General features: G+C 60.7%; 13 protein-coding genes and 1 pseudogene. 9 read left to right on the top strand and 5 right to left on the bottom strand.

From position 1 onward, the window contains the following. Positions 1 to 331 precede the first annotated feature (331 nt). Together HNQ52_RS07200 and HNQ52_RS07195 are read right to left on the bottom strand one after the other, a co-directional pair. A complete protein-coding gene (locus tag HNQ52_RS07200; protein WP_183960425.1) occupies positions 332 to 778 on the bottom strand; it encodes an EF-hand domain-containing protein in 447 nt (148 codons plus the stop codon). A gap of 8 nt (positions 779 to 786) precedes the next feature. Beyond that, complete coding sequence (locus tag HNQ52_RS07195) at positions 787 to 1,995, bottom strand: DesA family fatty acid desaturase (RefSeq protein WP_183960424.1); 1,209 nt, start codon at positions 1,993 to 1,995, stop codon at positions 787 to 789. A 244-nt stretch (positions 1,996 to 2,239) separates the two neighbouring features. On the opposite strand from HNQ52_RS07195, the gene HNQ52_RS07190 reads away from it, so the two are divergent. From HNQ52_RS07190 to HNQ52_RS17420, 9 genes and pseudogenes are all read left to right on the top strand, one after another. After that, positions 2,240 to 4,282, top strand: a complete 2,043-nt coding sequence (locus tag HNQ52_RS07190) for a sodium-translocating pyrophosphatase (protein ID WP_183960423.1) — start codon at positions 2,240 to 2,242, stop codon at positions 4,280 to 4,282. 139 nt (positions 4,283 to 4,421) lie between these two features. Further along, a complete protein-coding gene (locus HNQ52_RS07185; protein WP_183960422.1) occupies positions 4,422 to 5,765 on the top strand; it encodes a Fic family protein in 1,344 nt (447 codons plus the stop codon). Positions 5,766 to 5,895: 130 nt separating this feature from the next. Then, positions 5,896 to 6,354, top strand: coding sequence for a hypothetical protein (locus HNQ52_RS07180; protein WP_183960421.1), 459 nt, complete (start codon positions 5,896 to 5,898; stop codon positions 6,352 to 6,354). Further along, positions 6,342 to 6,746 (top strand): VOC family protein, encoded by a 405-nt coding sequence (locus tag HNQ52_RS07175; RefSeq protein ID WP_183960420.1) that lies wholly within the window; start codon positions 6,342 to 6,344, stop codon positions 6,744 to 6,746. Before HNQ52_RS07180 ends, HNQ52_RS07175 begins: the two co-directional genes overlap by 13 nt. Positions 6,747 to 6,822: 76 nt before the next feature. Continuing rightward, positions 6,823 to 7,065 (top strand): annotated as a pseudogene (locus tag HNQ52_RS07170) (sodium/proton-translocating pyrophosphatase); the annotation flags it as partial. A 259-nt stretch (positions 7,066 to 7,324) separates the two neighbouring features. Next, on the top strand, positions 7,325 to 7,792 hold the full coding sequence (locus HNQ52_RS07165; protein WP_183960419.1) for a TIR domain-containing protein: 468 nt from the start codon (positions 7,325 to 7,327) through the stop codon (positions 7,790 to 7,792). After that, positions 7,792 to 8,421: an Nmad2 family putative nucleotide modification protein gene (locus HNQ52_RS07160; RefSeq protein WP_183960418.1), complete on the top strand. Its 630-nt coding sequence runs from the start codon at positions 7,792 to 7,794 to the stop codon at positions 8,419 to 8,421. The genes HNQ52_RS07165 and HNQ52_RS07160 overlap by 1 nt, the downstream gene beginning before the upstream one ends. A gap of 119 nt (positions 8,422 to 8,540) precedes the next feature. Next, positions 8,541 to 9,551, top strand: coding sequence for a pyrophosphatase (locus HNQ52_RS07155; RefSeq protein ID WP_246387646.1), 1,011 nt, complete (start codon positions 8,541 to 8,543; stop codon positions 9,549 to 9,551). Then, positions 9,548 to 10,210, top strand: coding sequence for a uracil-DNA glycosylase (locus tag HNQ52_RS17420; protein WP_183960417.1), 663 nt, complete (start codon positions 9,548 to 9,550; stop codon positions 10,208 to 10,210). The genes HNQ52_RS07155 and HNQ52_RS17420 overlap by 4 nt, the downstream gene beginning before the upstream one ends. Before the next feature lie 15 nt (positions 10,211 to 10,225). On the opposite strand, the gene HNQ52_RS07145 is transcribed toward HNQ52_RS17420, so the two are convergent. From HNQ52_RS07145 to HNQ52_RS07135, 3 genes are all read right to left on the bottom strand, one after another. Beyond that, positions 10,226 to 10,813, bottom strand: coding sequence for a Thoeris type III anti-phage system protein ThcA (locus tag HNQ52_RS07145; RefSeq protein ID WP_183960416.1), 588 nt, complete (start codon positions 10,811 to 10,813; stop codon positions 10,226 to 10,228). After that, on the bottom strand, positions 10,810 to 11,958 hold the full coding sequence (locus HNQ52_RS07140) for a Thoeris type III anti-phage system protein ThcB4 (protein ID WP_183960415.1): 1,149 nt from the start codon (positions 11,956 to 11,958) through the stop codon (positions 10,810 to 10,812). The genes HNQ52_RS07145 and HNQ52_RS07140 overlap by 4 nt, the downstream gene beginning before the upstream one ends. A 104-nt stretch (positions 11,959 to 12,062) precedes the next feature. Continuing rightward, a complete protein-coding gene (locus HNQ52_RS07135) occupies positions 12,063 to 13,154 on the bottom strand; it encodes a hypothetical protein (RefSeq protein ID WP_183960414.1) in 1,092 nt (363 codons plus the stop codon).

The following is a 13,154-nucleotide window of genomic DNA, read 5'->3' as shown; positions in this document are numbered from 1 at the left end:
GTTCCCGGGGACACCTGAAAATCGTCCTCACCGTCGCCCCGGCGTTCGCCGGGGCGACGGGCATGATGCGGGAGCGAGTCGCGTCGAGCTTCGATGTGCACCCAGCGTTGAAGCAACACGCGATTCAATGCGTGCAGCGGAGGGTCCCGGGCACACCTGAAACCCTCCACACCCCGTCGCCCCGGCGAACGCCGGGGCCCAGTGGCGTTGCTCGGTTTTGCTTGCGTCATCGCAACAACAGGAAAACGCCGCTGGGCCCCGGCGTTCGCCGGGGCGACGGGCATGATGCGAAGAATCCGACTGCAGCATCGCCGCCATCGAACGAGGACACCTACTGCGGCGGCGCCGCCATCTCGCGTGCGTCGAGGTAGCCGCTGTTGTCCAGGTCCTGGCGGTCGAACGCGGCGGAGAGTTCGCGGCGGCGGCCGTCGAGTGTCGGCAGCTTGCGGGCGCGGGTGCCGGGGGGCAGTTCGTCGGCGGTGATCGCGCCGTCGCCGTTGCGGTCCATGCGCATGAAGCCGCGGCTCAGATACTCCTGGTATTCGACGAGCGAGACGCGGCCGTCGCCGTCGGTGTCGAACAGGCGCAGGTATTCGCCGGTGTCGCGTGGGTTCTGCGCGTTGGCGGCACCGGTATCGCGTGGGTTCGGCACGATGGCGGCGCGGGTGTCGCGCGGGTTCTGCGCGGCGACGGCGCCGGACACGAACACGGCGGCGCCCAGCAGGGCAACCGCCGCGAACGTGTTGCGCGCCGCGTGGCGCGCAACGGCGCGCTGCATCACGCCGCTCAGCCGATGCGTGCCGGCACCAGCGCGTAACCGCGCAGGCGGGCGGCGAACTCCTGCAGCGCCTTGATGCCGCTGGCTTCCGCCTCGTGGCACCAGTCCTGGATGCGGTGCAGCGTGGCGCTGGCGTCGTGCGAGCGCTCTTCCAGCACGACCGACAGGCGCGCGCGGAACTCCACCAGCGTGGCCAGGCGCGGACGGTGCTGCACCAGGCCCTGGAGATCGGCACGGGCATCGTGGTCGAGCCAGCGGCCGCCGTCGGCCAGCGCCTTGCGCAGCCGGCGCGGCACATTGCGCAGGCTGTCGCCGGCGTGCGCCGCTTCCTCGCGCAGCGTCGGCAGCATCACGTGGCGGTAGTAGTCGGTCATGGCCTGAAAGCGGTGCGAGAGCAGCGCCTTCAGCGTTTCGGCATCGGGCATGGAGATGTTCGGGCGCACGTCGAGCGACGGCGCCACGCGCAGCACCTTCGCAAGCTTCAGCGCCGACAGCATGCGGATCGCGGCCCAGCCGATGTCGAACTCGAACTTCCGCAGCGCGAACTTGGCCGAGCTCGGAAACGCGTGGTGGTTGTTGTGCAGCTCCTCGCCGCCCACCCACACGCCCCACGGGGTGAGGTTGGTGGCGGTGTCGTGCGTTTCGAAGTTGCGGTAGCCCCACCAGTGGCCGAGGCCGTTGATGACGCCCGCCGCCCAGAACGGGATCCACAGCATCTGCAGCGCCCACACCGCGACGCCGGCAAAGCCGAACAGCGCAAAACTGACGAACAGCAGCAGCACCGGACCCAGCGTCGCGTGCGGGGTGTAGAGCCTGCGTTCGATCCAGTCGTCCGGGCAGCCCTTGCCGTATTTCTCGATCGATTCGCGGTCGGCGCGCGCCTCGCGGTACAGCTCCACGCCGCGCCACATCACGGTGCGGATGCCCTTGAACTGCGGGCTGTGCGGGTCTTCTTCGGTCTCGCACTTGGCGTGGTGCTTGCGATGGATCGCGGCCCACTCCTTCGTGATCATCGACGTGGTGAGCCAGGTCCAGAAGCGGAACACGTGCGCCACGGCAGGGTGGAAATCCACCGCGCGGTGCGCCTGGCTGCGGTGCAGGTACAGCGTCACGGCGAAGATGGTCAGCTGCGTGACGGCGAGGAAATACAGCACGATCGTGCCCCAGCCGGCGCCGGTGAGACCGGTGGCCAGGAAATCGAGAAACGTTGCGGGCATCTGCGGGACTCCTTGGAGATCAACATGATGGGGGCGGCTTTCGGGAAAGTCACCCTTCGCGGGCGTATGGGTTTCGTGAGGGCGGCGGTCCAGCCTGCCCTCCACTCGCAACCGGCTGCGTCCCACCTCGCGCATTGCGCTGCAACATGGCACGGACAGCCCGCTTTGCCATACTCGGGCCACCGGAAACGCGGCCTCGTTGCGAACGTCCGTTCCGGACTCACCACATCTTCGGGGATTTCACATGCTTGAGCAGTACGGCTTGTGGCTGGCGCTTGCCTGCGCGGGATTGGCCATCGTTTACGGAATCGTCTCCACACGCTGGATCCTGGCGCAGCCGGCCGGCAATGAACGGATGCAGCAGATTGCCGCGGCGGTGCAGGAAGGCGCGGGGGCATATCTGCGTCGGCAATACATGACCATCGCCATCGTCGGCGTGATCCTGTTCCTCGTCATCGGCTTCGTGCCGGCGCTCGGCTGGGGCACGGCCATCGGCTTCCTCATCGGCGCGGTGCTGTCGGGCGTGGCCGGCTTCATCGGCATGTTCGTCTCGGTCCGCGCCAACGTGCGTACGGCGCAAGCGGCCACGCTCGGCCTCAACCCGGCGCTCAACGTCAGCTTCAAGGGCGGTGCGATCACCGGCATGCTCGTCGTCGGCCTCGGCCTGATCGGCGTCGCCGGCTACTTCATGTTCGTGCTCAAGGGCCAGACCGGCGAAGACGCGCTGAAAGCCGCGCTCACCCCGATGATCGGCCTCGCCTTCGGCAGCTCGCTGATCTCGATCTTCGCGCGCCTCGGCGGCGGCATCTTCACCAAGGGTGCGGACGTCGGCGCCGACCTCGTCGGCAAAGTCGAAGCCGGCATTCCCGAAGACGACCCGCGCAACCCCGCCGTCATCGCGGACAACGTGGGCGACAACGTGGGCGACTGCGCCGGCATGGCCGCGGACCTGTTCGAAACCTACGCCGTCACCGTCATCGCCGCGATGCTGATCGCCGGCATCGCCTACGCGACGTATGGCTGGAACGGCGTGCTGCTGCCGCTGGTGATGGGCGCCACGTCCATCGTCGCGTCCATCGTCGGCACCTTCTTCGTGAAGGCGCGCGACGGCGGCAAGATCATGAACGCGCTCTACCGCGGCCTCGCCGTCTCCGGCGTGCTCGCGGCCATCGCCTTCTTCTTCGTCATCCGCGACATGTTCGCGCAGGACATCGGCATGCCGCTGTTCTGGTGCGCCATCATCGGCCTGGGCCTCACCGCCGCGATGGTCTACATCACCGAGCTCTACACCGCCACAGAATACGGCGCGGTGCGCCAGGTGGCCGCGGCCTCGGTCACCGGCCACGGCACCAACGTCATCGCCGGCCTCGCCGTCTCGATGAAATCCACCGCCGCGCCCGTGCTGGCCGTGGCCGCCGCCATCTGGGGCTGCTACGAACTCGCCGGCCTCTACGGTGTTGCGATCGCGGCCGTCTCGATGCTCTCGATGGCCGGCATGATCGTCGCGCTGGACGCCTACGGCCCCATCACCGACAACGCCGGCGGCATCGCCGAAATGAGCGGCATGGACCCGGAAATCCGCAAGACCACGGACGCCCTCGACGCCGTCGGCAACACCACCAAGGCGGTGACCAAGGGCTACGCCATCGGTTCGGCCGGCCTCGCGGCGCTGGTGCTGTTCGCGGACTACTCGCACAAGCTCAACGAGAAGTTCATGGGCACCGAAACCATCGTGAACTTCTCGATCGACAACCCGAACGTGGTGATCGGCCTGCTCATCGGCGGCATGATCCCCTACCTCTTCGGCGCCTTCGCGATGCAGGCCGTCGGCCGCGCCGCCGGTGCGGTGGTGGAGGAAGTGCGCCGCCAGTTCCGCGAGATCCGCGGCATCATGGAAGGCACCGGCAAGCCGCAGTACGACAAGGCCGTCGACCTGCTCACGCGCTCGGCGATCAAGGAAATGATCGTCCCCTCGCTGCTGCCGCTGATCATCCCGATCCTCGTGGGCCTCATCCTCGGCCCGGATGCGCTGGGCGGCCTGCTGATGGGCACCATCGTCACCGGCCTGTTCGTGGCGATCAGCATGTGCACCGGCGGCGGCGCCTGGGACAACGCCAAGAAATACATCGAGGAAGGCCACCACGGCGGCAAGGGCTCCGACGCACACAAGGCCGCCGTCACCGGCGACACCGTGGGCGACCCGTACAAGGACACCGCGGGCCCGGCGATCAATCCGTTGATCAAGATCATCAACATCGTGGCGTTGCTGTTGATTCCGGTGCTCTGACGCCCGCCTGAAGGTCCGGACGCATCAAAAAAGGCCCCGACGCGTCGGGGCCTTTTCTTTGCAAAATCAAACAGCTGGAACACAACTACCAATTTTCTACCAATTCATGTAGGTTTTAGTAGAAAATTGACAGGACCGCATGAAGCTCCCCGTTCCCGCCCTGCGCCTCGGCCACCTCGTCCAGCAGCACCACGGCAGGATCGGGCACATTGTCGGGCTGCGTCTCGGTGCCGAGGTGAAGCGTCGCTACGAGCACTGGGATCACCTGCGGCATCTCACGCCGCCTGACGGTCTGCACATCGAGGAGTGGTGGCTCGGCATCAAACTCGCCCGAAACGCGCTGAAGAAGGAACTTCCGCTCCACGACAAGACAGGCATCCCCTTCAGCATTGCCCTGAGCGACAGCATCCAGCGCCGCCTCTTCCTCGTGGCGCGTGATGCCGCGGGCGCGCTGCAGGGCACGGACGCGATGTCCTCCGGCACCGTGCGCGAGCGCTACCTGATCCGCTCGCTGATGGAAGAAGCGATGACCTCCTCGCAACTGGAGGGCGCGTCCACCACCACCCCCATCGCCAAGGACATGCTGCGCTCCGGCCGTCCGCCGCGCGATCACGGCGAACGCATGATCGCCAACAACTATGCCGCGATGCGCGAGCTCATGCGTTGGCGCGATCAACCGTTGACGCCAACCACCATTTTCGAGATTCACCGCCTGCTGACCGACGGCACGCTCGACAACGCAGACGACGCCGGCCGTTTCCGCACCGAGCACGAAGACATCGCCGTGCTCGACCACGCCACCGGCACCGTATTGCACGTTCCACCGCCGGCCGCGGAATTGCCTGCGCGCCTGCAGGCGCTGTGCGACTTCGCCAACCAGGGCGACGACGGCGAACACTTCGTTCACCCGGTGATCCGCGCCATCCTGATCCACTTCATGATCGGCTACGACCACCCCTTCGTCGATGGAAACGGCCGCACCGCGAGAGCGCTGTTCTACTGGTCGATGCTGCGCGCAGGCTTCTGGATGACGGAATACTTCTCCATCTCCAGCATCCTCAGAAAAGCGCCGTCGCAGTACGTGCGCGCCTACCTGCACACCGAATCCGACGAGGGCGACACCACCTACTTCGTCGACCATCAGCTCGACGTACTGCTCAAAGCCATCGAAGGCGTGCGCGCCTACATCGCGCGCAAACAACGCGCGCAACGCGACGCGGAAACCCTGCTGAAACCCGGCAGCAAACTCGCACGACAGCTCAACCACCGCCAGCGCGCACTGCTGCTCAACGCGCTGAAACACCCGGAGAAAACCTTCACCATCGCGATGCATCGGCAAGCGCATGACATCGTCTACCAGACTGCGCGAGCCGACCTGCTGGGGCTGGTGAAAGCGAAGCTGATGCGGCAACACAAGCAGGGCAAGGCCCATGTGTTCGTGGCGCGGCCTGATCTCTCCGAGAAGCTGGACGTTGCACCATGACCGTCGAACATGTGCTCGAACGGGTCTTGCGCACGCCAACATGCCGGCAGACCGATGCATGCCGCCCTGGATGCATTCCCGCCCGGCCATGTCCATGACAGGTCGCGCCCGCCGGCATGCAGTGTCGATCATGACCGCCGCGCTGGGCTACGCCTGCGCGGTGTGGGCGTCCGGCATCCTGCCGGTGATGCTGTGGGCCGATGCGCGACGCGCCGAGAATCTTGCGCGCGGCCACTGGCCCAACATGGATCCCGGCATCGCGATCGCGATGGCCGTCTTGCTGCTCGTCCCGTTCGCGGTGGTGGCGGTAGTGGTGGAACTGGTGCGGATGGCACGCGGTGGCGCGCCGCTCCCCCCTGTCGGCGCGATCTGTCTCGGACTGCTGACGGGCGGGCCACTGGCCTGGTCCCTCGTCGGTGCGGCACGACCGCTGCCGTACTGGATCAGCGCGATGGTGTTCGGCGCGGGCCTGGTGGCCTTCCACGCTTGCCGCCATCGCATTCGCGCGCGCACGCTGGCGACTCGGCCGACGCGCGATCCCGCAGCGTCGGCGGGCCACCCGGACGGAGAGGCCCCGTGGCAAAAGTGACCGGCATCGGCGGCGTGTTCTTCAAGAGCCGCAACGACAGCGCCGCCCTCGCGGACTGGTACAGGACGCATCTGGGCATACCGCTCGAACCGTGGGGCGGCGCCGTGCTGCGCTGGTCGGACGACACCGCCGACGACAAGGGCCTCACGGTGTGGACCGTCGCCGACAAGGACAGCCAGTGGTTCCGCCCGAGCGACTCCGTCTTCATGATCAACTACCGCGTCGACGACCTCGATGCGTTGCTCGCCCAACTGCGCGCGGACGGGATCGAGATCGTCGGCGGACCGGATGCGCACGAGAACGGCAAGTTCGCGTGGATCATGGATCCGGAAGGCAACAAGGTGGAGCTGTGGCAGCCGATGGCGTGGGACGAGAAGAACAAGGGTGGATAGGGTGTTGTGGCGCACGCGCGTCGAACCGTACCGCGAGTTTTCCGGAAGCAAAGTCACTCTGGAACCGTTCTTCTGCATGGGCACCATCGTCACCGGCTTCTTCGTGGCCATCAGCATGTGCACCGGCGGCGGCGCCTGGGACAACGCCAAGAAATACATCGAGGAAGGCCACCATGGCGGCAAGGGCTCCGAAGCCCACAAGGCCGCCGTCACCGGCGACACCGTGGGCGACCCGTACAAGGACACCGCGGGCCCGGCGATCAATCCGTTGATCAAGATCATCAACATCGTGGCGTTGCTGCTGATTCCGGTGCTCTGACGCTTATCGAGAGAAATGCTGGGTCCAACGCCCCGCTAGTGCGGGGCGTTTTTCATGCCATTCCGCCTTGCGAGCATCGCGTCCCTCGGCACCGTGAGAACCGCCTGCGAAGCTCGTGAGAGGTTTGCTTCACTCGTGGCAGCATCGTTCAGTCACGTACGCGAACTACACGTCCGCGACCAGCCACCAGAAAGTGAACTCCCTAGCCAGGGTGATCTTTTCCTGATGCGACCTAAAGCGACCATGAGGGCGAAGCCGCATGTCAGATAAGCGCAACGTATTTATAAGTCACATTCATGAAGACGACCACGGCCTTAAGAAGCTAAAGGACTTGCTGGGCCCAAAAGGCCTGGAACTACGCGACTCATCAATACACGTCGGAAAGTTCAACAAGGCCACCGACGAGGCTTACATAAAAACAAAAATTCTCGCACCAGCCATCAATTGGGCCGGAACGTTTATATGTTACGTATCGCCGCATACAAAAGAGAGCGACTGGGTAAATTGGGAAATTGAGTACGCCGCGAAACAAGGCAAGAGAATCATCGGCGTCTGGGAACACGGAGAGAAGGAATGTGACATCCCACAGGCGCTCAAAGAGCACGCGGACGCCCTCGTAGGCTGGAACGGAGACTCTATAATTTCAGCAATAGATGGCAAGGACATATGGGAAAAGCCTGACGGCGGGCCTTGCGATTCCGTCCCGCTAAAAAGGCACCCTTGCTGATGACACGGATCTATTCTTACGTGGTTCGGTACGATAGTGGCTTTGCACCCAATCCTTTCTACGGACTGTGCACTCTCGCAACATGTAAGCCAACAATCAGAAAGAACGCGAAAGTCGGCGACTGGGTAATTGGAAGCGGAAGCAACGAGAGGAAGATCAGGCGCGGTGGACACCTCGTATATGCCATGCGGGTCACTGACGCCATTACCTTTGATCAATACTCAACGGATCCTCGCTTCGAATCGAAGAAGCCATTCCGCAACGGCAGCCGAAAGCAGAGCTGTGGAGATAACATCTATTTCAGAGAAGGGCCAGACAAAGATTGGCGGCAGAGAGACTCATTTCATTCGCGTCCCGATGGCCTAATGAACGAACAGCACGTCGCACGAGATACAGGAGTGGATAGAGTTCTTATTAGTGACCATTTTCTGTATTTTGGCGGAGAGGGCCCCGCCCTCCCTGAAGACTTGAAGGACAAAAAAGGTAGATCTATATACAAGGCTGGCATAGGTGAGGTCACTTTCGACGACCCCGCCTTAATCACGAAATTTCAGCAGTGGATTGATAGCATTGGAGAACGGGGCTATAAAGGCGCGCCGTACGAATGGTTAACGCTGAGGGGAAAATGAAGACTACAGGCTCACTCCTACTCTCTGACTATGCCGAAAGAATTGTAGCGACCGACATCCTAGACTCGAACGATCTAAATCCCGTCTTGCAAGGGCTCTACGGCGAAGTAGGCGGGATCATGACCACAGCCAAGAAAAATGTGAGAGAGAAATCAGCATATCCTGGCTTTAGGCGGGCGGCCGAAGAAGAATTCGGTGATACTCTGTGGTACTTTGCTGCAGTCTGCAGACGCCTGAATGTTCCGTTTGACGAAGTATTCGCTGAAGCTGCCTCGTACGAAAAATATAGCTCGTATAGCGCAGCCAGCGACATTGAAAGAGGAGCTGTCGCCTATATATCGATGCCGAAGCAAACCTCTGAACCGCTGGATTCGGCCTTGATCCAGCTGGGCAAGGCGGCCGCAAATTTGTTGGAAACCAGATCCCGCAGCGAGCTGGTCCTGTTTGCTCGTTCTTATATTGATGCACTAAACGCAGCCGGGCTGGTGTTTTCGGACGTAGCCAGAGCGAACACTAGGAAAGCAATAGGCGCATTTGTAGAGCCCACGCCAAGCGATTTGGCTGACTTGGATTTTGATTGTACCTTTAGATCAGAAGAGCAGCTGCCCAGGCAGTTTAGAATTTTGGTGAATCAGCGAGCCAGCGGAAGAAGCTATCTTCAATGGAACAATGTATTCATTGGAGACCCGCTAACTGATAATATCGCGGATGAAGACGGTTACCGCTTTCACGATGTCTTTCATTTTTCCTATGCGGCAATCCTGCATTGGTCACCCGTAATGAGAGCGCTCATAAAACAAAAACGCAAGAGCCGCGGAAAGTATGACGAAGAACAAGACAGTGGTCGAGCCATCGTAGTAGAAGAGGGCCTTACCGCGTGGATCTTCTCTCGCGCGAAGGAACTAAATTTTTTCGAGGGGCAGAACAAGGTGTCTTTCGGCATTCTCAAGACAATTGAGCAGTTTGTTAAAGGCTATGAAGTTGATCGCTGCCCTCTTAAGCTGTGGGAAAGAGCAATTCTAGACGGCTACGCTGTTTTTCGCCAGATTAAAGAAAGTCGGGGCGGCTGGATTATTGGCAATCGAGAGCAACGCACAATCCAATTCGCAAAATTTGATCCTACAACATGAAAATTCATCCGTTCGTCCAAGCCGTATCGGCACTGCAGTTCGAGGACTGTTTTAATCCTTACTCAGACAGATGTGCCGTGCATGATCGTCGGGATGCACCTCGCCGCCGCGCAGCTGTGCTTTCTTCTCTTGTAGACCAAGCGGCTAAACACCCCGTCGATGCGCTTTGGATCGGGAGGGACTTGGGCTATCGGGGAGGCCGCCGCACTGGATTGGCACTCACCGATGATATCCACATTCGCAATCATGGTCGGCGCTGGGAAGTTGACCTAAGCCCCGATCGGCCAACTTTAGGCAATGCGGTGTCGGAGCGCACGGCCGCAGTCATATGGAACATGCTGGACAACATTGACGCTCGGATTTTCCTATGGAATGTTTTCCCACTCCACCCGCACGAGCCCGGCGATCCCTTCACTAATCGCCAACATAACGCCCGAGAGCGGCAGGCAGGCGAAAGAATCTTGAAATACTTGATCGAAATTTTACGCCCGTTGCGTATAGTCGCAATTGGCAATGATGCAGCTGCTGCAGCCAGCAGGGTCTCCGCTGGCCTACCTGTGGTTTGTGTAAGGCATCCGAGCTACGGAGGACAAACGCAGTTTCAAAGGCAGATTTCAGAGCTTTACGCCTCTCGGACTAGAATTGAATCCTTGTTCTGAAGCACGACTTGGCAGCTACTTTGCCGACTTATCTAAGCCTTCCGTGATTTGGGCGTGAAAAATTCTAGCGAAATCGATATTTAGCATTTCGTCCTCAGTAAAATTTCCTTGTTTTTTAGCAAGACTGAGCGCACCACCGCCTGGCGACGGAACCGGCAAAACGATTGCGTCGGGTTGGAATTCGCGAAACATTTCACACTCTACCTCGACACCATCCATACCTCCAATGAAGACAGCGGCAACCAGATCTTTGCGGGAAAGCATCTCTTTTCGCATTAAGCTTAGGCTTGCGTCACGGTCCTCATCAACACTATCCGTAAATATTACATTCCGGAAACGCTCGTTTTCCTCGGGGAACACATCCTCGAAAAATTTGCTTTGGTAGAGAATCACAGAGTCTGCGTAATCAACGCCAAGATCATCACAAATAGTCCAGATCATGGGAGTGATGGATGGATGTCCACCCCATACTAGTTTATGTTTCCGAATAACGGCCACAACCAGCTCACGAACTGCGCACTGGATCAGGAATGGGTTTGCCGTCTCGTGGTACGTTCCGTTGGCCACAAGAGGAACGCTAGCAGATAGAAAAATTGCGCTCATTTTTTTGCCTCCCAGTCAGCAAATTCCCACCCCGCATCGCTCGCTTTAATGCATCTTACCGATTTGATATGCTTGCCAAGCCAGTCTAAGTGGTCTAACCAAGTTGGGTGTAAACCGACATGGTCGAATACAATAGCAGTAGGATCATCCGATAGCAGTCCTGAAGCTTCATGTAGCGTTGTGGACGTTGGAACGCCAACTGCTGGATGAACCACCACTTGACGGTCGCCCGGAAGTTGTAAGTGAACGCGGTTACAAGGGCCGACGCCAATAAAGCGTCCGCCGATTAACTCGACGGCGTTTCTTATGTTACTAACAAGGTTAACTGTTCGGACAGCGTGACTTTGACTGCGGACCGCTTCTAGTTGAGCACATATGCGCTCGATCGCCGCATCTGAGATTCGACCGCTCGAAGCGTCAATTTCGCTTTCCAGCAATTCTGCGCGACTGGCGGTTGCCGTGCGAGAAGAAGGAGTGGAGTCTGGCCAGCCCACGCGCAGCACACTTATACCCTTAGCCAACGCTCTGCCGAACTCAGCGCTAGTCCATCGGCTTTCAAAGTAACCAGGGGTATCGAGCATTAGCAACACGTCACAGTCGCAGAGCCGATGCCAGAGCATCGCCTGAAAGTCCTCCGCCGGAGGTATGCCGTGGGTATCCAGGAAAACATCGAATAGCCGAGACGACAATGCATCGAATAGCTGGAGTGCTGCTTCCCTAGCCTCGCCTCTGCGGTAGCTGACAAATATTCGCCGCTGCCTCGGCAGAAGCCCTACGCACTCCAGTAGGGCGGTCGCAACGCGTTCGATACCTCCCTCTGAGTACAGAAGGCAGTTAATAGAGCGGAGGACATCTGGAATTTCTTCCGCCACTCGCCGAGCTTCCGAGGCGACCGGGATTACGGGGATCCCCAGATCGAGGAGACGTGCAACTTGACCGACATCGACAGCTGGCCCTCCAAAGTAAACTGCCGCAGAAGCCTGTTGCTGCTTTGGCTTAAATTGGTTCGGTGGGACCACCCACGCGACCTCATGCTGAAGGCGCAAACTGAACGGCTTAAGCAGACTAGAAATGTGTGTTTCGAGGCCAGCAAGCTGGCCATCAGTAGGAGAGCCGAGAATCGCGAGTGAGTAGAGTGACGACATAGGTTACCTTCGCGAGGAACAGGCGATCGGGTCGGAAAACCGGGCTCCGGAAGCTAGGGCCAGAGTCGAATTCTCGGGGCGGCTGCCGAACGGCGATCGCCATGTCATTTGCAGGAATCTGACTCGGATGGAAGGCGGAGTCGCGGCTCAATTCGGTCCACAGAGGCCCACGCGATGACCTGCACACCTTTTCTATCAGCATCCGCATCACAGGGTCGCAAGTACAACTGCGATCCGGTGTCCAGCACTAGCAAGTATCGTCCGTCGCTTGCATGGGCCGTTGCGTCAGCGCGCAGGCGCAGATCTACCGTCGTGCCGCCCAGACCCATGGCACGCAGACTTGACGCAGCCAGCGCGGCCGCGGAGTTTGGAATTGCCGACGCAATGAACACGATCGACAGTAGCCCGAGCGTCAGCCCGCGGACACCATCGTAGAGGATTTCGCGCCTTCCGAACGCGATCAGCGTGACAGTCAGCCAGCAGAAAAGGCCTCCGATGCCGAGAACCGACAGCATCACAACGTCTGACGAAACACCGAAGATTGTCAGCAGGGCAGCTGGCGCGCCGATGCCGAAGCCCGTGAAGAGTAAGGACGCACCGCCGTAGCTCCAGCCCGCGTTCCACCATGAGATTACGAGGGAGGCCTTGCGGTGCAGGAAAGGAAACACTGCGCAAGGCGTCACGACTGCACACACGACGAACCAGACCCACGCCTGCCCGGGCCCATCTGCGAGGATGTGAACGAAGAGCACACAGGTTGAGACGAGCATCGGCACACCGAACGCCCAGAACGAGATGCGCATGCGCATCGCACCGTCGTCTGAGCTCCCCTTCCATCGAATGGTACGCAAGTAGTCGTGCAGCGACGCGTCTTCCGTCAGCACCGGAAGACGAATCGTCGCTGCCGTCATGCTTAGCAGCACTGCAGGCGTGGCCAACAGCGACGCGGCGGTCCCCGCGAGCCACGGCACCAATGCACCCACTCCGTCACCATGCACGCGCAACGGAATGCCTTCAGCCCGCGCGTAGTTGAGCAGCCAGAGATAGCCGATCGCCAGCGATGCGATGGACAGTAGCGCGAGGTTCGTGGCGAACCACTGGAAGCTGATCGGCGTAACTTTGTTGTCTTCGGCTGGTGTCTGCGCCTCTTCGGCTCGCCCCTGCGCCACGTCCCAACTCTTTCGGCGCCCGCTCAT

Source organism: Chiayiivirga flava (assembly GCF_014202825.1).
GTDB lineage: Bacteria > Pseudomonadota > Gammaproteobacteria > Xanthomonadales > Xanthomonadaceae > Chiayiivirga > Chiayiivirga flava.
The sequence above is the reverse complement of the archived record's forward strand: the minus strand, read 5'-3'. Positions and strand labels throughout refer to the sequence as shown.

Bases quoted from the DNA above. Each gene is read 5' to 3' on its own strand.
- HNQ52_RS07200 (WP_183960425.1), bottom strand. From the start codon at position 778: ATGCAGCGCGCCGTTGCGCGCCACGCGGCGCGCAACACGTTCGCGGCG.
- HNQ52_RS07195 (WP_183960424.1), bottom strand. From the start codon at position 1,995: ATGCCCGCAACGTTTCTCGATTTCCTGGCCACCGGTCTCACCGGCGCC.
- HNQ52_RS07190 (WP_183960423.1), top strand. From the start codon at position 2,240: ATGCTTGAGCAGTACGGCTTGTGGCTGGCGCTTGCCTGCGCGGGATTG.
- HNQ52_RS07185 (WP_183960422.1), top strand. From the start codon at position 4,422: ATGAAGCTCCCCGTTCCCGCCCTGCGCCTCGGCCACCTCGTCCAGCAG.
- HNQ52_RS07180 (WP_183960421.1), top strand. From the start codon at position 5,896: ATGACCGCCGCGCTGGGCTACGCCTGCGCGGTGTGGGCGTCCGGCATC.
- HNQ52_RS07165 (WP_183960419.1), top strand. From the start codon at position 7,325: ATGTCAGATAAGCGCAACGTATTTATAAGTCACATTCATGAAGACGAC.
- HNQ52_RS07160 (WP_183960418.1), top strand. From the start codon at position 7,792: ATGACACGGATCTATTCTTACGTGGTTCGGTACGATAGTGGCTTTGCA.
- HNQ52_RS07155 (WP_246387646.1), top strand. From the start codon at position 8,541: ATGACCACAGCCAAGAAAAATGTGAGAGAGAAATCAGCATATCCTGGC.
- HNQ52_RS17420 (WP_183960417.1), top strand. From the start codon at position 9,548: ATGAAAATTCATCCGTTCGTCCAAGCCGTATCGGCACTGCAGTTCGAG.
- HNQ52_RS07145 (WP_183960416.1), bottom strand. From the start codon at position 10,813: ATGAGCGCAATTTTTCTATCTGCTAGCGTTCCTCTTGTGGCCAACGGA.
- HNQ52_RS07140 (WP_183960415.1), bottom strand. From the start codon at position 11,958: ATGTCGTCACTCTACTCACTCGCGATTCTCGGCTCTCCTACTGATGGC.
- HNQ52_RS07135 (WP_183960414.1), bottom strand. From the start codon at position 13,154: ATGAGCGGGCGCCGAAAGAGTTGGGACGTGGCGCAGGGGCGAGCCGAA.